Source organism: Nocardia sp. NBC_01499, from assembly GCF_045040275.1.
Taxonomy (GTDB): Bacteria; Actinomycetota; Actinomycetes; order Mycobacteriales; family Mycobacteriaceae; genus Nocardia.
The window spans coordinates 3,845,508-3,863,633 of sequence record NZ_CP109426.1 but is presented as its reverse complement, the minus strand read 5'-3'; the positions used below and the strand labels follow the sequence as shown (position 1 = coordinate 3,863,633).

General features: G+C 64.8%; 12 protein-coding genes. 7 read left to right on the top strand and 5 right to left on the bottom strand.

Annotation, left to right across the window (positions count from 1 at the left end; all coding sequences use genetic code 11):
- Window positions 1–20: 20 nt before the first annotated feature.
- On the bottom strand, window positions 21–977 hold the full coding sequence (locus OG203_RS17775) for an alpha/beta hydrolase (protein WP_405167898.1): 957 nt from the start codon (window positions 975–977) through the stop codon (window positions 21–23).
- Between the two features lie 1,035 nt (window positions 978–2,012).
- On the opposite strand from OG203_RS17775, the gene OG203_RS17770 reads away from it, so the two are divergent.
- On the top strand, window positions 2,013–8,732 hold the full coding sequence (locus OG203_RS17770) for an amino acid adenylation domain-containing protein (protein ID WP_405166769.1): 6,720 nt from the start codon (window positions 2,013–2,015) through the stop codon (window positions 8,730–8,732).
- Window positions 8,733–8,782: 50 nt separating this feature from the next.
- On the opposite strand, the gene OG203_RS17765 is transcribed toward OG203_RS17770, so the two are convergent.
- The gene (locus OG203_RS17765; RefSeq protein ID WP_405166768.1) at window positions 8,783–9,451 is read right to left on the bottom strand and encodes a lysophospholipid acyltransferase family protein; all 669 of its coding nucleotides are present in this window, start codon (window positions 9,449–9,451) and stop codon (window positions 8,783–8,785) included.
- 516 nt (window positions 9,452–9,967) lie between these two features.
- Between OG203_RS17765 and OG203_RS17760 the strand changes: the two genes are divergently transcribed.
- On the top strand, window positions 9,968–10,363 hold the full coding sequence (locus OG203_RS17760) for a hypothetical protein (RefSeq protein ID WP_405166767.1): 396 nt from the start codon (window positions 9,968–9,970) through the stop codon (window positions 10,361–10,363).
- A 196-nt stretch (window positions 10,364–10,559) separates the two neighbouring features.
- On the opposite strand, the gene OG203_RS17755 is transcribed toward OG203_RS17760, so the two are convergent.
- Window positions 10,560–11,468, bottom strand: a complete 909-nt coding sequence (locus OG203_RS17755; RefSeq protein WP_405166766.1) for a hypothetical protein — start codon at window positions 11,466–11,468, stop codon at window positions 10,560–10,562.
- Window positions 11,469–11,806: 338 nt separating this feature from the next.
- On the opposite strand from OG203_RS17755, the gene OG203_RS17750 reads away from it, so the two are divergent.
- The 3 genes from OG203_RS17750 (at window position 11,807) to OG203_RS17740 (ending at window position 13,654) form a co-directional block, all read left to right on the top strand.
- Window positions 11,807–12,340 (top strand): CAP domain-containing protein, encoded by a 534-nt coding sequence (locus OG203_RS17750; RefSeq protein WP_405166765.1) that lies wholly within the window; start codon window positions 11,807–11,809, stop codon window positions 12,338–12,340.
- A gap of 556 nt (window positions 12,341–12,896) precedes the next feature.
- Window positions 12,897–13,361, top strand: coding sequence for a hypothetical protein (locus tag OG203_RS17745; RefSeq protein WP_405166764.1), 465 nt, complete (start codon window positions 12,897–12,899; stop codon window positions 13,359–13,361).
- Window positions 13,349–13,654 (top strand): transcriptional regulator, encoded by a 306-nt coding sequence (locus OG203_RS17740; RefSeq protein ID WP_405166763.1) that lies wholly within the window; start codon window positions 13,349–13,351, stop codon window positions 13,652–13,654. Before OG203_RS17745 ends, OG203_RS17740 begins: the two co-directional genes overlap by 13 nt.
- A gap of 560 nt (window positions 13,655–14,214) precedes the next feature.
- Here the strand turns inward: OG203_RS17740 and OG203_RS17735 are convergent.
- Window positions 14,215–14,847 (bottom strand): hypothetical protein, encoded by a 633-nt coding sequence (locus OG203_RS17735; RefSeq protein WP_405166762.1) that lies wholly within the window; start codon window positions 14,845–14,847, stop codon window positions 14,215–14,217.
- Window positions 14,848–14,961: 114 nt separating this feature from the next.
- Complete coding sequence (locus OG203_RS17730; RefSeq protein ID WP_405166761.1) at window positions 14,962–15,231, bottom strand: muconolactone Delta-isomerase family protein; 270 nt, start codon at window positions 15,229–15,231, stop codon at window positions 14,962–14,964.
- On the opposite strand from OG203_RS17730, the gene OG203_RS17725 reads away from it, so the two are divergent.
- Window positions 15,231–15,359 carry a hypothetical protein gene (locus OG203_RS17725; protein ID WP_405166760.1) on the top strand — a complete coding sequence of 43 codons (129 nt, stop codon included), beginning with the start codon at window positions 15,231–15,233 and terminating at the stop codon, window positions 15,357–15,359. The two genes, OG203_RS17730 and OG203_RS17725, sit on opposite strands and share 1 nt — an antisense overlap.
- Before the next feature lie 963 nt (window positions 15,360–16,322).
- The gene (locus OG203_RS17720; protein ID WP_405166759.1) at window positions 16,323–18,125 is read left to right on the top strand and encodes an amino acid adenylation domain-containing protein; all 1,803 of its coding nucleotides are present in this window, start codon (window positions 16,323–16,325) and stop codon (window positions 18,123–18,125) included.
- Window position 18,126 lies beyond the last annotated feature (1 nt).

Genomic DNA, 18,126 nt, shown 5'->3' with positions numbered 1-18,126 from the left:
GGACTCCTCCCGTGCGGGTGTTAGTGCGGCAGGTCCATGCCCTGGGCGAGCAGGGGCCAGGAATTGTGCAGTGCCTCTTCCCAATACGGCCAGTAGTGGGTGCCTACCGGGTTGAATTGGTAGGTGGCGGGGATCTTCAGGGAGTCGAGGCGGTTCTGCAGGTTGTGGGTGCAGCCGTTGACGGCGGCCTCGATGATCACGCCGAGGCTGAGGTTGACCGCGCCGGTGGGACCTGGCGAGCTGCCGAGGTAGTAGTTGACGTCGTCGAGCACCGGGATGCCGCTACCGCTGGAGATGTACAGCAGGGTGCCGCGCAGCTTCTCCGCGTTGATGACGGGGTCGTTCTCGGCCCACAGCGGGCTGTTGTCAGGGCCGTACATGTTCTCGGTGTTGCCACCGGCCCAGGTCTCGGTGGCCAGCTTCACGAACTGCTGACCGGCCGGGTCGGCGATCTGCGCGCATCCGCTGTAGGCGGCGACGGACTGCCACAGGCCGGGCTTGGCCTCGGCCAGCTGCAACACCGAGGTGCCTGACGTGGACAGACCGGTCAACGCGTTACGGCCGGTGGACTGCAGCGCCTTGTCGAGCAGCGGGGGCAGTTCCTCGGTGAAGAAGGTCTTCCACTTGTTCATGCCGAGTGCCGGGTCGGCCTTCAGCCAGTCGGTGTAGTAGCTGCCGCGCCCGCCGATCGGCTCGATGACATTGACCTGCTTGTCGGCGAGCCACTGCAGCGCGTTGGTCTGGGCCTGCCAGCTCGCGGTTCCCTCACCGCCGTCGAGGCCGTTGAGCATGTACAGGTTCGGCGCCGGCTTGGACTCGTCGGCCGGACGCTGCACGTCGACGGGTACCTCCTTGTCCATCGACGCCGAGTAGACCGCGAGGTGCCAGGTGCGTCCCTCTTTGGTGATGGAGGCGATGGCGGACGGCTTCTGCGGCTCAGCCGAGGCAGTACCGCCGAGCAGGCTCACGGACAACATGGCGGCGAGCGCGACAACGGTGGTCCGCACCGCGGTGCTGGTGCGCGCCGTCGCCGCGGTCTGTGCCCGTGGCGATCGTCTCGGTAGTGGAACATGCATCTGTCTGATACTTCCTTACTGGCTGTGCTTCGACCGGCGCGCGGGTGCCCCAATCCCACCCGGTGAGTCTTCCGTAACGGCGAAACCGTTACACAACGGCACGTGCACACCCGCCAAGCGCCATCGATCCAGCTCGTGCCGAGCCTGCCCGATCGCTTGGATCCCAACGGGCGCAAGCAAAGTCGATCTGAACGGCATTCATCCATGGGTTACCGACGTTCGATTGCGCACGAGGTCGTGACGCTGCCTAACGAAATATGCCTACTATCGGAATGATCAATGTAATTAAATCATCAGAGAATCATAATCATACTCAAATGATATATGTGCGTTGAGTCACGGAGATGCCATGTATCCTTGGGTATAGCAAATGGTAAGCAACTCGGCATGTTCGGAAGCGTTCAAAAGTTAGACGCATGCTGTTAACCATTCCTGGCGGTGATCGCGCACGTCAGTCGGTCAAGTGCCCGCGCGGCATCGATGCGAGGTGAACCTGTTGACGGCGCGTTCACTTGGCTACGGCTAACCGAAGGTGGTGGATCTTGTTGCCGGCGAGGCGGTATGACGCGCCGATGCCGAGTGGCGCTTAGGCGTCTTTTCGGTGCCACCTGTGCACCATTACGGGTACCGTTTCAAAACGAAAGCTATTGGCTAGTTATTTCAATTGGAAGGTCCGGCGTGGCGTAAGGGGGTCGGGTTCGTGATAAGAATCCGACGATTGGGGGCGATGACGACGTCACTGATCCGAAAAAGGCTACGTTTCGCGAACTGGTCGACTGACCAACATGTAGCGGCGAACGGTGAGCAATCTGCTGAAATAAGTAATGCGTAGGAGAGATAAGTGTGAGGGACAACGCGTCCGGGCCAGTGCGGGAACCAGTACGCGCGCGCCGAGTACATCCGCGACGGCCTAAGGCAGCGACCCTGCCGCGGCTGATGGCGGTGGCAGTGGAGGCCGATCCTGACGGTACGGCCGTGCTGATGCGGGGGAGTGTGCTGCGTTATCGCGAACTCGACGCGGTGTCGTCGCGATTGGCGCGGTTACTGATCGGCCGCGCGGTCGGTCCCGGGGATCTTGTCGCGGTGGCTATCGCCTCGCCGATCGTGGCGGTGTCGGCGATGTGGGCGGTGGCCAAGACCGGCGCGGGCTTCGTCGTTGTCGACGCGAACGCACCGGCGGAGCGGGCCGAATACCTGCTGTCCGATGTACGACCGGCGATCGGCCTCACGGCGGGCTCCGGATCGAGCGCGTCCCGCGATCCGGGTGGTTCGATCGAGTGGCTGACGGTCGATGATCCAGGCATACGGCGCGAACTCGCCGAGCTGTCCGACGATCCGGTGACATACCAGGATCGGTTGCGTCCGATACAAGAGGACGACCTCGCCTACGTGACCGCCGGTTCGACGGGCGTGTTCGACGCGGTTCCGGTGACGCAGGCCGAAATAGCCGCGATCGGCGCGCTGGGGGATTGGCGTCACCTACCCGAATCGCTCAGTGCGTTCTTCGCCACGCTGTTCCCGCGCTCTGCGGCTGCCGCTCCGGCGATGACGCTCACCGAGTTGTTCGATGGCGTGGTGCTGGCGTACCCGGACGCGACCGCCGTCACCTTCGGTGCCGAGACGCTGACCTACCGCGAATTGGATGTCAGGGCAAATAGGCTGGCGCGCAAGCTGATCGCGCTGGGTGTCGGTCCGGAGCAGCTGGTCGCGGTGGCGTTGCCCCGATCGCTGGACCTGGTGGTCGCGTTGCTCGCGACGGTGAAAGCGGGCGGTGGGTACCTGCCCGTCGACCCCGCGTATCCCGCGGACCGGATCGCCCACTTGCTCACCGACGCCGAGCCGGTCTGTGCGGTGACGGCGCCGGGAATCACCCTGCCCACCACGGCACCGACGATCGTAGTGAGCGACCTCGCCGATATGGACGGATCGCCGGTCGTCGACGCGGACCGCACGGTTGCGCTGCGCCCGGACAACCTCGCGTATGTGATCTACACATCCGGTTCGACGGGACGCCCCAAAGGGGTGCAGATCCCGCACCGCAATGTCGTGACGTTGTTCGCGAACACCCGGTCGCGGTTCGACTTCGATCACCGTGATGTGTGGACGATGTTCCATTCGTACGCGTTCGACTTCTCGGTGTGGGAACTGTGGGGACCGCTGCTGCACGGTGGCACGTTGGTCGTTGTCGACTACGAGACCTCGCGAGCCGCCGACCAATTCCTCGAGTTGCTGCGCACCGAGCGGGTAACGGTGCTCAACCAAACGCCTTCGGCGTTCTATCAGCTTGCCGAAGCGGACCGCACCGCATCGGCGAGGGCCGACCTTGCCCCATTGTCGTTGCGGTACATCGTGTTCGGCGGCGAGGCGCTCGAATTCGGCCGACTCGACGACTGGCGCGCCCGCCACGGCGAGACGCGGCTGGTGAACATGTACGGCATCACCGAGACAACCGTCCACGCGACCAGCCATCGGGTTACCACGACGAACCGAAGCGTAATCGGTTCTGCCATAGACGGTTTACAGATCTGGGTGCTGGACGATCGGATGAATCCGGTCCCGACGGGCGTGCCGGGCGAGATCTACCTCTCGGGTGCGCAATTGGCCCGCGGCTATCTCGGCCACCCGGGGCTGACGGCCGGGCGGTTCGTTGCTAACCCGTTCGGCGCCTGCGGATCTCGCCTGTATCGGTCCGGTGACCTTGCCACCTGGAACGCCGACGGCGATCTCGTCTACCTGGGACGTGCCGACGATCAAGTGAAGGTGCGTGGATTCCGCATCGAGCTCGGCGAGATCGAGGCCGCCCTGCTCGCGCTGGCGTCGATACGCCAAGCTGCGGTTGTCGTCCGCGAGGATGCCCCGGGTGACCAGCGGATCGTCGCGTATCTGGTCGGCCAACCGGAGGTCGCGGCGTTGCGCACCGAGTTGGCTCGGGTGCTGCCCGATTACATGGTTCCGTCGGCCTTCGTTGTCATCGACGCGATACCGCTGACCACCAACGGCAAGTTGGATCGCAGGGCCCTGCCCGCGCCGGTGGCCGAAATCGCCGAGTTCCGTGCGCCGCAACATCACATCGAGCAGGCGGTCGCCGACGTGTTCGCGGCGGTACTCGGCGTCGATCGAACGGGCTTGGACGACAACTTCTTCGCACTCGGCGGCAACTCGCTGCTGGCCACCCAGGTCGCGGCCCGGCTCGGCGCGGCACTGGATGCGCGGGTGCCCGCGCGGCTGCTGTTCACCGCGCCGACGGTGGCCGCGCTGGCCGCCGAGGTCGAACGGCATCTGGGTGCTGGGGGTCGCCGGGCATTGGTGGCCGCGCCACGGCCGGAACACATCCCGCTGTCGATGGCACAGCAGCGAATGTGGTTCCTCAACCAGTTCGATCGCGCGTCGGCGGTCTACAACATCCCGGTGGCGGTGCGGTTCACCGGCGACCTGGAAGCGGCGGCGCTGCGCCGAGCCGTTGCGGATGTGATTGCGCGGCACGAGATTCTGCGCACGGTGTATCCGCAGGCCAATGGTGTTGCCTACCAGTCGATCCTGCCCGTCGAGGAAGCAGTGATCGACCTCACGCCGGAACCGGTCGAGGCGGCGGCCGTGCTGCCGCGGATCGTCGAGGTGGCTTCCGCCGGATTCGATGTGTCGGCCGAAATTCCATTGCGGGCCAGGCTGTTCCGGGTCGATGCCGAGGAACATGTGCTGGTGTTCGTCGCGCACCACATCTGCAGTGACGGTTGGTCGATGCTGCCGTTGACCCGTGACGTGATGCTGGCGTATGCGGCCAGATCGGCTGGCGTGGCGCCGGATTGGGCGCCACTGCCGGTGCAGTACGCGGATTTCAGCATCTGGCAGCGGGACACCCTCGGTGCCGAGACGGATCCGGACAGCCTGATCTCGCGGCAGGTCGAATACTGGCGCACCGCCCTGGCCGACCTGCCCGACGAGCTCGACCTGCCCTTCGACCGGCCCCGACCCGCGCTGCGGTCGTTCGCCGGTGGACAGGTGATGTTCTCGATCGACGGCGACGTGCGTCACGGACTGTCCGAGATCGCCCGCGAACGGCAGGCGACGCTGTTCATGGTGCTGCACACCGCGTTCGCGATATTCCTGGCGCGATGGTCGGGCACCGACGACATCGCGGTCGGTACCGCGGTCGCCGGGCGGGGCGAGTCCGAACTCGATGCCGTGATCGGCATGTTCGTCAACACGCTGGTGCTGCGCGCTCGGGTCCGCGGGCAGGAGAACTTCGGCGCGCTGCTCGACCATGTCCGCGAAGTCGATCTACAGGCGTTCGAGCATGCCGACGTTCCGTTCGAGCGGCTGGTGGAGGCGCTGAACCCGGATCGGTCGACGGCAAGGAACCCGTTGTTCCAGGTCGGGTTCGCGTTCCAGAATCTGTCGGAGGCTGCCTTCGAGCTGCCCGGATTACGCGTCGCCGCAGTCGATTTCGAGGTCGGCATCGAGAAGTTCGATCTGTCGCTCGCGATCCAGGAGACGGATTCGGGTATGGCCGCTCAGTTCTCCTTTGCGCGAGACCTGTTCGACGAAGCCACGATCCAGGCGATGGCGGACCGGTTCCCGCGGTTGCTCGCGGCGATCGTCGCGCGGCCGCAACTACCGGTGGGCGATCTCGCGCTGCTGGCCGACGACGAATACGCCGCACTGACCCGGGTCCAACCCAGCGCGGCAGGCGCGTTGATGCCGGATCTTATGCTTCGCGGGGTGCGCTGGGGACGTGACCGGATCGCGGTGCGTGACCTGGGCCGATCGGTCACCTACGGCGAACTCGACGAGTATTCGGCGCGGCTGGCGCGGGTCCTCATCCGTCTCGGAGTTGGCCCGGAAAGCGTTGTCGCACTGGCTTTTCCGCGCTCCTACGAGATGGTTTCGGCTGTGCTTGCGGTCACCAGGGCGGGTGCCGCGTATGTGCCGGTCGATCCGACGTATCCGGTGGATCGGCTGCGGCACATGGTGACCGATTCAGCGGCGGTGATCGGGTTGACCACCACCGAGTACGCCGATCAGCTACCCGACGACGTGACCTGGCTGATGCTCGATCATCCGGGCATCGAGGCGATGTGTACGCGCCGGTCGGCCGCGCCGATCACCGACGCCGACCGGATCGCCCCACTGCGCCCGCACAATCCGGCGTACCTGATCTACACCTCCGGTTCGACGGGTGTGCCGAAGGGCGTCATGGTCACCCATGCCGGGCTGGCCGGGCTCATCGAGCACACGGTGGCTGCCTTGGGGCTCGAGTCGCATCATCGTCTGCTGCACTCGATTTCGCCGAGCTTCGACCCGGCGATACTGGAGTGGTTGTGCACGTTGTCGGTTGGTGCGGCATTGGTGATCGCGCCGCCGACCGTGATCGGCGGGCCCGAGTTCGCGGCGGTGCTGCGCGACGAGCGAGTGACGCACTGCAGTGCCACCCCCGCCGTGCTGAGCACCGTCGATCCCACCGGTCTCGCGACCGAGGCGCTGCTGGTCGGCGGTGATGTCACGGCGCCGGAGTTGGTGGCGAAGTGGCAGCCGGGCCGCCGGTACATCAATGCCTACGGTCCGACCGAGGCCACCATCGCCGCGACCTGTGGTGCGCAGACCGCGGGCCGTGACATTACGATCGGCGGGCCGGTGCGCGGTGTGTCCGCGCTGGTGCTCGATCAACGGATGCATCCGGTGCCGCCCGGAGTGACCGGCGAATTGTATTTGGCCGGAGCGGGATTGGCCCGCGGCTACCATGACCGCCCGGGGCTCACGGCGGGTAGGTTCGTCGCCAATCCATGGGGCGAGCCGGGTGCGCGCATGTTCCGCACGGGCGACCTGGTCCGCTGGTGCAACCGGGCCGACGCTACTTTCGCGCAGCTGCCCTGGGAGCTGAAGTATGTGGGGCGCTCGGACTTCCAGGTGAAGATCCGTGGCTTCCGTATCGAACTCGGCGAAATCGACGCGGTGCTCGGTGGACACGAAGATGTCGACTTCGCGGTCACGATGGGGCACGAAACCGGCACCGGGGAAACGGTTCTGGTGTCGTATGTGCGTGCGGTGCCCGGCCGAGCGCTTGCCGCGGCTCGGCTCACCGAGTACGCCGAGCGCACGCTGCCGCGGCATATGGTGCCCGCCGCGATCGTGATGCTCGACGAGATTCCGCTGACCCCGGTCGGCAAATTGGATCGAAAGGCGTTGCCGGAGCCGGTATTCGAGTCCGCCAGCTTCCGTGCGCCGTCCACGGCGACGGAGGGGATCGTCGCGGAGGTGTTCGCGGAGGTACTCGGTGTCGAACAGGTCGGTGCCGATGACGACTTCTTCGCGCGGGGCGGCACCTCGTTGCTCACGCTGACACTGCAACATGCGTTGTCCGCGCGGCTAGGTGTCGAATTGCCGGTGTCGACGCTGTTCAGCGCCTCCACCGTGCGCGGCCTGGCCGCGCGGATAGCCGGTGCGGACGCACCGGTGCACAGCCCAGCGCTGATCGCCGCGGATGCCATACTCGGACCGGAGGTTTCGAGTGTCGGTTGCCTGCCGGCGTATGAGGGCCCCGCGCGTGACGTGCTGTTGACCGGAGCGACCGGGTTCGTCGGTGCGTACCTGCTGCGGGAACTGCTCGACCGTACCGACGCCGTCATATGGTGTCTGGTCCGGGCGGGCACCGCCGCTGAGGCACGCGACCGGATCAACCACGCCTTGCAGCGGTATCGGCTGTGGGGCGATGCACCGGAGTCCCGAATTGTCCCGGTGCCAGGCGATCTCGCGGAGCCTTCGCTAGGGCTGTCCGAAGACAGTCACGCATGGCTTGCCGAACGGATCGACGTCATCTACCACAATGGCGCGCACGTCAATCATCTCGAGCCGTACGCCCGGCTGCGGGCCGCCAATGTGGAGGGGACCCGAGAGGTGTTGCGTCTGGCGACAACTCACCGGATCAAGCCCGTCCATTTCGTCTCCACGGTCAACACCGTAGTCTCCACCGTCCAGGTGGGCGCACCGGTCAACGAGGCCACCCGGATCAGCGCCGACGAGCTGCCCGCACAGGGATACACGGCGACCAAATGGGCTGCGGAGCAACTAGTTCTGCAGGCGGGCGAGCGTGGTGTGCCTGCCAAGATCTACCGACCCGGGCTCGTTTCCGGTGACCTACAGGTCGGTATCAACAGTGCCGACGACTCGTTCTGGAACATGATCCGGGCGGCGGTGACCCTCGGCATGGCTCCCGACGTCGGGGCGGCGACGATCTCGCTGGCTCCGGCATCTTACGTGGCGCGCGCCATCGTGGAGATCTCCATCGGCACCGCGACCGACACCGCGTATCACCTGGTGAACACAGTGCCACTGGCGATTCGTGACATCTTCGAATGTCTGCGCAAACATGGATTGCCCATCGAGACAACCTCACTCGACACGATCCAGCTGCGGCTCGCCGAGGAAGCCAACGCCCGGTACCTGGCGGGTGACGACTCCCTGGTGCGTGCCGCGCTGCTCGGCGGCAACTATGCGGGCGGCGCGGGTGACCTGGTGGTGGACTGCGCCAACACAACACGGGCGCTTGCCGGGAGCGCGATCTGCTGCCTGCCCATCGATGAGAGCGTGCTCGACACCTATATCGGTGCCTTCATGGAGTCGGGATTTCTGCCGACTCCGATCGGGAGCCCCATCGAATAGTGCTGTGCTGGTGCATGTTTCGGCAACGGGTCCGGCTGACCCGTTGCCGGTCACTCCACTGTGCGCAGGCCTTCGATCCGCTGCCGCAGGTGATCGAGCAGCTTGTCGGGGTCATCGAAACCGGCGGGGTCGATGGGGTCGCCGAAATGGATGGTCACCCGCTGGCGGCGATCGAAGGCCGGGCCGGAGCCGCGGCTGCGCCGCATCGGCAGCACCCGATCGGTACCGGTGGTGCCGACGGGAATGATCGGAACTCCTGTTGCCAGAGCGAGTTTCGCTACACCGGGTTTGTACGGCTCGTACTCGCCGGGGGCGACAAGTCGCCCTTCCGGATAGATGAGCAGCACCCCACCGTGCCGCAGGATCTGCTCGGCCTGGGACAGCGCGGACTGCCCTGACTCGCTGTCGCGGCGCAACACCGGAATCTGGCCGAGCCGCCGCACCAGCCAGCCGACCACCGGCCAGGACCACAGTTCCGCCATGGCAATGGCGACGGCCCGCCGCCGCAGCGCGCCCCACAGGAACACCGCGTCCAACATCGAGATGTGATTGCTGGCCACGATCACCGGACCGGTCTTCGGCACCTCTGCACGGCCGATCACGGTGACGCGCACGAAATTCGACCAGGCCAGCGCGCGCAGTACGCGGCGTACCAGCTTCGTGGTCACCCATGCGCGCTTACCCAGCCCCTTTGGTCGCCGGACCGATTCCTCGCTCATTGCTACCCCGCTTGTTCGTCCGGCCTGCCAGCCCCTCGAACCAGGTTACCGAGACCGACGATGCGCTTCAGTCAACGAGAGTCGCGAGCGGCGTTCAACGACTGGAAGCCGGAACTCGTCGCCGCGCAGCTGCGTCGCTTCTTCGGTGAGTCCGGTGGCCGACAGGGCTGATTTCGCAGGAATTCGGGGCTGCACCGACGGGCCGCAGTAGGGATGAATGGAAGCTGGCTATGGTGGTCCGGCCAGGCCGGGGTGGGTTTCCGCACGTAGGTGATGGTGTGCGGGCCCGGCTCCGGTGCTCAGTGGGGAGACGGTAGGGAACGGGGGTGGCGGTCCTGAGGGAGAATACGGGCGTGAGTGACGCAATCAGGAAGAAGTTCGGAGATCAGCTCGGGGTGCCGACGGTCGTGGCGTTGACGGGTGTCATGGCACTCGTCGGGGCCTAGCTCGATGTCGGATCGGGATGTGCCGGGGCGGGGATCCGTGCCGGGGCCTGGTGAGAACAGGTTCGATGCGGTGGAACGGTTGCGCAGGAAGCTGGAAGGGTGGAAGGCGGCCGAGACCGGTCGCCCCGAGGTTGGCGACGACGCGGCGAAGCTGATCCGGCTGCCGCATCGTCCGCGGCGCATGACGGAGGATGCCAGTGAGCGTCCCCGTAAACCATGGCAATCCGAGGGCTCTGTCTTCGATCCCGCACCGACCAGGCCTGTATTGCGATCGGAACTGCAGCGTGAGACCGGGGCGTGGCCGGTCGACCCCGCCCTTCCCGCTTCGGAGGATGAACCGGCCGAGCATGACGGGAGTGTCATCGATCTCGGCGCATTGCGGCGGAAGCGAGCTGGTGACAATGGCCCGGCCGCTGGTATTCGGCGCGTGGCCAAGCCGCGCAGAATTGGACCCGACGTCCCGTAGCGCCGATGGGCGTGTTCCCCGAGACGGCACTCCGTACTTTCCGCCGCTCGCTCGATCTGCGGCTGATCGAGTCGCGAGCTCGCGCGTTGTCTACCGTCGATATGAGCGCGTGCGCTGAGTTGGTTATGCGAAGTAGCGGTTTGACGTTGGCGTGACTCCTATCGGACCGTGCGGCCCGATAGGAGTCCGCGCTGCGTCAAGAGGAGGCCAGTGCTGCGGCGCTGAGGGGGGCGAGCACCGCGGCGAGGGGGCCGAGCACCGCGCTGCCGGTTCCGGCGATCGAGCTACCGCCGTCGAGGGCCGCGCTGCCAGGGCTGAGGGCCGCACTGCCAGAGCCGAGAGCCGCACTGCCGGGGCTGAGGATCGAGCTGCCGGACTCCACGCCCTGTGCTAACGCTGCTCCCACTTTCAGTGCGCTGCTGATGGTGGTCAACAGCGATGTGAGATCTGTTGTCGGAGCGGCCATTTGAACATTTTTGGCTGTCGTGCTCGCGGGATTCGCGGCGTCTGCGGAGTCGCTTTCCGTGCTGCTCGGCGCGGGAGTACTCGCCTCGGTACTGGGGGCCGCGCTGCTGGATTCCAGGCCTTGTGCGAATGCCGCTCCGGCGTTGAGGGCGGCGCTGATGTTGGTCAGGAGTGCGGTGAGATCGATGGGTGGAACTGCGGTTTGGGCACTGGGCTTGGCACCTGCCGCAGTATCCCGCGCGTCGCTCTGATGGTGGATTCGGGGTGTGTTCGTCCGGCCTGGTATCGACGTCTTCTGCTCGAACGGTGTGAGTGGCAGGCCAAGTCCGGTCGGCCCCGCCTTCTGGCTGGACGGCCGATCCTTCCGATCGGCGGGTGCGTCCGAGGCGATGGCTGGTCGTATCGGATGCTCCGGTCGGCTGGCCGCGGTCGGCTGTTGTATGTCGTTCGCAGTGATGGCTGGCTCGGTGACCGGCGCCTGGGGAGGTAGTTCGGTCACGGTGGCCGTCAGGACCGCCGCTTGATTCTCGGGCGACGGCCCGTGCTCGGTGGCGATTCCGGTGGCGATCAGTGCGGTCATCGAGAGCATGGCCAACCGCATCGAACCGAGAGGGTTCCGCCTTGCGTTGTGTTTGCCCATCAGTTGTTGTCCTTAGTAGCGAATCGATCGATTCAGTTGTGCCCGCACGTCGGTGCCACCGGATGCGACGGATATGGCGCTGCTATTCGCGCACGTCCGCCCATGGCCGAGCATGGGTCGAGGCGAAGATCGAACACGTCCGGTGTCCTGAGATGCGACCATTTTGGATGTCACGAATCGTATCGAAGGTTCGTCTTCCGCGCTACGTTATGAAGTCGAATCTCGTGCTGTAGCGACCCGATTGCCACCGGGCAGCTGGAGCCCGCAGAGATCTTGCGTACGCGCACGCTGAGATGTTAATGTTATTTAAACGTAATACGAACCGTGGAGTCTGAATTATGCGTCTTTCTCCCGCTCTGAACCGTTCCTTCCTTACTTGTCTCGTCATATCAACGTATTCCGCCTGGCTGATCGCCTTCGGGCCGGCGACCCTAGCGGCGCCACAGGCTCAGTCCGTCGCCTCCGACGTGGTCCGACTAACCAACGCGGAACGCGCGAAGGCCGGGTGTCCCGCCCTAAGGGCCGAAAGCCGCCTTAACCGGGCCGCACAGGCGCACACGGAGGACATGGCCGCCCGTGGCGTCTTGGATCACAACTCGTCTAAGGGCAGTCCGGGCGATCGGATCAAGGCGGCGGGCTACCGCGCAAGCGCCTGGGCCGAGAATATAGCCTCGGGGCAATCGAGTGCTTCCGACGTTGTGGGTGCATGGATGCGCAGTGCGGGTCACCGTGCGAACATTCTTAATTGCGGGCTACGTGATATTGGTGTCGGATTTGCCAAGGGTAGAAATGGCACTCCCTATTGGACGCAAGACTTCGGTACATCCAGTGGGCAGGGCTCCAATCAATCCACTGGGCGATCGCGTCGGTAAAGCTTCTGATCAACCGAATTCGGATACATCGGAAATTAGGGCGGGAATGCCGAATTTCCGGAACGACAACTGCGTTTGTCCGCAGCTGACAATCTTGGTTCTGCGTGCGGAACCGTGACTCGCTGGTAGCGATAGGTCGACCGGTTGCCGACCTATCGCTATCCGTGGTGTCGTGTGCCGAACTGCTGCGCGATCAACCTGTCGTAGTCCATCTCGGAGACGCCCGTCTGCGAGCGTTGGCGTTTTGTGGCGGCGCTGGTGGTGGGCTCACTGACGGGGCCGCTCACTTGGTTGCCGGTGCGAGTGGCGGTGCGCGAACAGTTCCGACGGTGGGTAGCCGTAGGAGAGTGCACTCCGGCGGGCGCCTAGGACGGATCCTGGCCGGGATCGGTCGTGTCTCCAATTAGCTGCGGAGCGCGCGTCCGACCAGTCACAACCGTTGGGCGGCAGTCGTTCTCGCGAATATCAGTGCCTGCCGATGAGCGACTCAGGACGCGGGCCACTCGTGTTGGGAAACAGGTTTCCCAATGGAAACTCGTTGATGTATGGTCACCTCATGCAAGAGGCACAGACACCACAGCAGGCCCTCGACGTCGCCGCCGCTGCCACTCGTCGGGCGCATGAGGCCGCCGCTTTGCCCACCTGGGGGCCTTTCGCGGCAGGTGTGTTCGCGGGACTCTTCGTCACGCTGTTCGGCCTGGCCCTCCTGCTCGGATTCGACGATCCGATCAAATGGACCGCCCTGATCGGCGCAATCGCCTCGTTCGCGGTGTATTACGCGATTGTGCGGTGGCTGCGCCGAGTCCGGCGTGCGCGCGGCCTCATTCCCGTCCCGCTGGCGGAGTGGAAGTTCCTCGTGGTGCTGATCGTGGTGCTGATCATTCCTGACTTCGGTCACGGAAATCAGAGCCTGACCGCATGGCTACAACTGCCGTGCGGATTGGTCATGGGCGGATGGATGTGGTTCGCACAGGCCCGCCCGAACGGCGCACTGTGGAGGATGCGACCGTGGCGGACCTGAACGAGCTGTTCGCCTCCCTACCGCGCCTCAAACTCGTCGCATTCCTCGATGGCTGCATCGAAGCCGAATTCATGGTTGTCACCGACCTCTGCGAACTGAACAAATCCACCCTCTCCAAAGCGATGACCGTCCTGGAGACCGCCGGATATCTCACCGTCACCAAGGGCTACGTAGGCCGCAAACCCAAAACCTGGCTCGCCCTCACCTATAAGGGCCGCACCGCCTACCACGCCCACCTCGATGCCCTCACCGTCCTCACTCGCAAAGGCACCGAAACCACCTCCAACTCCTGACCGGCCACTTCCACGCTGGCCGCCGCCGCCCTATCCGGCGAGATCCGTGCATCACACAGTGCGTTCGTCCGGCCGCACGGCGCCGACCGTTGTTGGTCGGATGATCACGGGGAACTGAGGGCGGCAAAGTCCGAGAAGGGAGTTACGTCAGTTCCCCCTGATCGCTTGTCCAGCAGTACATCTCGGAAGGTTGCCACCCGAACAGCTGGTTGAGGTGGCGCCGGTGACAGCACGGTTTGTGGCCGTTCAGGCCGGCTTCCTCTCGACGCGCGGCCCGGTCCGAGCAGATGATCCGCAGAACACGTGTGAGAAGTGGTTGAGCGGTGACAGGCAAACACGTGCACGGGACCTGGCGGGTGTCCGCCGAATGCACGACAACGCCGCTGGGCGTGCGTAGTTCTCGACCAAATCTGTTGGTCGACACGGCTTTCCAACCCGTGCTTCTGTCGAATACCGCGATCGCGGCCCGGGCGGCGATGCTCCACAAGTCGCAGATCACGCTGGATCAGCGCCTGCCCACGCACGGATGCGACCGGATGTTGCCGTGCGCTCCGCGTTTGTTACAGGACGCTCACGTAGTTTCCGTAACGACCGTTCAGGGCGTCCTTTGCGGCGTCGGCGATGATCTGTCGGTTGTCTTGCGAGCATCGGCTGAGAAACGCATGTACGCGAGGTCCGGACCAGCCGGCTGCTGCGACCGCTGGCCAATACGGCAGGTACTTATGGTTGAGATCGTGGAAGTGGGCCTCGGCGTAGTCGAGGACATCGGCGATTGCGGTGTCGGGGAAGTTCAGTCGCAGCATTGCCACTGCGCGCAGCGCGCCGTCAGCGAGAAGTTCGACATCTTGTTGCAGGCACCATAGGGCGGGGGTCGGGTCATCGTCGACTGCACGACCAAGCCGGACAACGGCGTCGCCAAGGGCGGCGTTGACCATCGTTGCCGAGCGAGGTTGCAGCGCCACTGTTTTCAACAGTTCGACGTCGCCGCGGTCACCAGTCATCCCTAGCGCCATGATCAATTGGTACTGCGTCTCCCAGGTGCGCTTATCCAGCACCTCACGTTCGAGCGCAGTGCGGACCTGGGCTGCTGTTGTCGAGTCCGCGAGCGCACGCAGCCGTTTGGCGCCGCGTCGCCGCCGCGCCGACAGCGGGTCTGTCAGTAGCGCCAATGCCTCATCGCGTGCCAGCGTCATCCAGTTCGGCCTAACCGTGTTCCCTACATTGTCGATCCATTGTGGACGGCTCATCGCGCCGGACCCGCTGCGGTGCCGTGCGATTCGCCGAACAGAGGGCTGACCTGGCGTCGGTCAGGTCGAGCGACTGAGTGAGTGGGTGGCTAGCGGGGTTACGTCGATTTCGACGTAGGGCCAGATCGGCAGGCTCGTCAGTGCGGACTCGAGCGCATCCGCGTCGGCGGCCGACCAGATGCCGATGTTCGCGCGCCGTCCGGGCACTCGCCAGATGTCGCGCAGTATGCCTTCGGATTGGAGCTCGCGCCCCCGAGCCTGCTCTGCCATGATCAAACTCGGCCGGTTCGTCGGTGGGCAGCTCGTAGACGTGTGAGGGCGACGCCGCAATGTTCTCCCGCACGGCCGAGGCCCTCGGTGACCGCAACGCCGCCCTTCGTGACCTCGCCACGCTGCCCGCCGGTGCCGGCCGTCCGGCCCACACGGCACTGTGGCTCCCTACCTTCACCGTCTCCTGATACGCACGCAACCGCTGGGGGCCGCCGCGTCGATTCGGCGAACGCGCAATTGGGAACTGATTACCACAACGCTTCAAAAATATTGTGGCATTGGTTAATTAGCCCCATGACCTGATATGCCAGGTCGAAGTAGTGCGACAATACTACGTTGCTAATCCGGTATTGGGAGCGGAAACATGGAGCATATCAAGGTATCTGAGTTCGCGCAGCAGATCGGTCATCGTCAATAGCGCACCTTCGCCGACGAATAGCTGATCAACTCTACGGCGGTGAATCGGCTCGTGATCCGCGTCAGGGACGGAACGGCCTGGACCAGGTCGTCTCCAATTCCGTTGCAGTGGTTCATCTTTCGCTGCAAGTTTACCGAACTGCCACTAGCCCCGGAGTGGCGTCCCAGGTTACTATGCTAGGGCAGGGATTTCGTTCACTCAGTCGAACGGTACAAATCTAGGGGAAGTCATGGCCGATCCGGCCTATTGCGTGTTCCGGGATTGTCACTGCGGCAAGTTCGTGTTCGAGCTTGCCAATGACCGGCGGATCGCAGCGGCCCGCCGATCGTCTTCGGTGACGAAACCATGCCGGTTCACGTGATGGGCCGGATCAAGAAACAGAAGGCACGCTAGGACCCGGACGCGATCGAATTTCTGCACCACGGACATCGAGGTCCGCGACTCCAGCATCGAGTACGCCAATGACTATCTCGGTGCGGCATGCGTGGCGTTCCTGCCGGGCTATTTCTGATGCTGGTGTTACTTGACAATGACCCGCGCGGTCGACCGTCACCTGACCCGGCTGCGGCGGTTCGGGCTGTGGAATACGCACGGCGGCAACCCGATCCGCGCGGCATCCATTCCTGGTCGCGTGGAATTCAGGCCAACGTCTGCAGCCGGTATCGCATTTTTGGAGGAGACCGTGCCTCAACAAAGTCAGAGTATCGAACAAAGCCAGACTATCGATCGACGAATGAAGACCGCGCCTGGCGCTGCCACGCTCGCCGATCTGCTGAGGGTTGTTGTCGAAGCCCACCCCGACCGCATCGCGGTGAGCGCTCCGGACGGCACGCTCACATATCGCGACTTGAGCGCCAGCGCCCAGCGCGTCGCCGACGCGCTTCGCCACGCGGGGGTTCGGCCGGGGGTTGTGGTGCCGTTGCTCGCCGACACGAGCGTGTATCTCGTGATCGGCATGTTGGGGATCCTGCGGGCCGGCGGCGCCTACCTTCCGATCGATCCGACCGCGCCCGAAGACAGAATTCGATGGCTCGTCGAGGATTCCGGCAGCCCCGTGGTGCTTGCCACCACCGCAACCGTCCGAATGGCCGACGCGGCAGGGAGTGCCGTCGTTCTCGCCGACCGACTACCCGAACCGGTATTGGACCCGTCGCCCGCGCCGGATTCGCTCGACACCGACCTGGCCTATGTGATCTACACATCCGGTTCGACGGGGCAGCCGAAGGGCGTGCAGGTCGAACAGCGCAATATCGTTCGACTGTTCGAGCGGACCAGAGAGTGGTTCGGCTTCGCCGAGACGGACGTATGGACCATGTTCCACTCGGCGGCGTTCGACTTCTCGGTGTGGGAGATTTGGGGCGCCCTGCTGCACGGCGGACGGCTTGTCCTTGTGCCGTACGAAGTTTCGCGTTCGCCTGCGCGGTTCCGGGCCCTCGTCGCGAACGAGGGTGTCACGGTGCTCAATCAGACACCGTCGGCATTCCGCCAGTTCATCGCCGCGGATCGCACAACATCGCCCGACGACCTGCCAGCGCTGCGCGCGGTCATCCTGGGTGGCGAGCGCCTCGACGTCGCGATGCTAGAGCCCTGGTTCGAGCGGCATCCGGCGGGGCGACCGGACGTAGTGAACATGTTCGGCATCACCGAGTGCACCGTGCACGCCTCATACCGGCCGATCCGTCCTGCGGACCTGACGACGCCGGAGGTAAGCCCGATCGGAATGCCATTGCCGGACTTGGACTTCCAGGTCGTCGACGACGCCGGTGTGCCGATGACCGACGGGCAGCCCGGCGAGCTGTACATCAGCGGAGCGGGGCTGGCCCGCGGCTATCATCGCCGCGACGATCTCACCGCGCAACGCTTCGTAGACATCGCGGGTCGGCGAGCGTATCGCAGCGGTGACCGGGTGCGGCGCGTAAACGACACGGAGTTCGAGTATCTCGGCAGGATCGACGACCAGCTCACGGTGCGCGGTTACCGCGTCGAACCCGGTGAGGTCGAGGCCGTACTGATCAAGCACCCCGAGGTGGACGCCTGCCTCGTCGGCACGGTCGATCACGGCGCCGCTGACATCCGGTTGGTAGCGTATATCGTTGCGTCACAGGAGTATTCGGACGACAACGGATCGTGGGAGCGGCTTCGCGCGGAGATCTCCGCACGTGCGGATGCCGCGCTCCCCAAGCATCTGCGCCCGTCGTCCTACCTCCGGGTCTCGGCACTGCCGTTGACACGCAACGGTAAAGCCGATCGGTCGGCGGCCATGGCCGCCGATTCGCTCGGGTCGACTGCCGCGACCGATGTCGTGATCACCTCGATCTGGCGAGACATATTGGGGGAGAACGGATTCGGCCCCGATGACGATTTCTTCGATCTGGGCGGCACGTCGCTGACGTTGGTACGGATGATCGACCACGTCAACACCCGGTTTCGGATCGACCTCGACCTGACCGCATTGCTCGACGGTGTCACGATCGCCGCGCTGGCCGCCGCGGTCGACAGCGCCGCTGAGCCCGTCATTCCCGCACCGAAAGGTTGAT

Bases quoted from the DNA above. Each gene is read 5' to 3' on its own strand.
- OG203_RS17770 (WP_405166769.1), top strand. From the start codon at position 2,013: ATGGCGGTGGCAGTGGAGGCCGATCCTGACGGTACGGCCGTGCTGATG.
- OG203_RS17725 (WP_405166760.1), top strand. From the start codon at position 15,231: ATGTTCTCCCGCACGGCCGAGGCCCTCGGTGACCGCAACGCCGCCCTT.
- OG203_RS17765 (WP_405166768.1), bottom strand. From the start codon at position 9,451: ATGAGCGAGGAATCGGTCCGGCGACCAAAGGGGCTGGGTAAGCGCGCA.
- OG203_RS17755 (WP_405166766.1), bottom strand. From the start codon at position 11,468: ATGGGCAAACACAACGCAAGGCGGAACCCTCTCGGTTCGATGCGGTTG.
- OG203_RS17745 (WP_405166764.1), top strand. From the start codon at position 12,897: ATGCAAGAGGCACAGACACCACAGCAGGCCCTCGACGTCGCCGCCGCT.
- OG203_RS17735 (WP_405166762.1), bottom strand. From the start codon at position 14,847: ATGACGCTGGCACGCGATGAGGCATTGGCGCTACTGACAGACCCGCTG.
- OG203_RS17775 (WP_405167898.1), bottom strand. From the start codon at position 977: ATGTTGTCCGTGAGCCTGCTCGGCGGTACTGCCTCGGCTGAGCCGCAG.
- OG203_RS17720 (WP_405166759.1), top strand. From the start codon at position 16,323: ATGAAGACCGCGCCTGGCGCTGCCACGCTCGCCGATCTGCTGAGGGTT.
- OG203_RS17750 (WP_405166765.1), top strand. From the start codon at position 11,807: ATGCGTCTTTCTCCCGCTCTGAACCGTTCCTTCCTTACTTGTCTCGTC.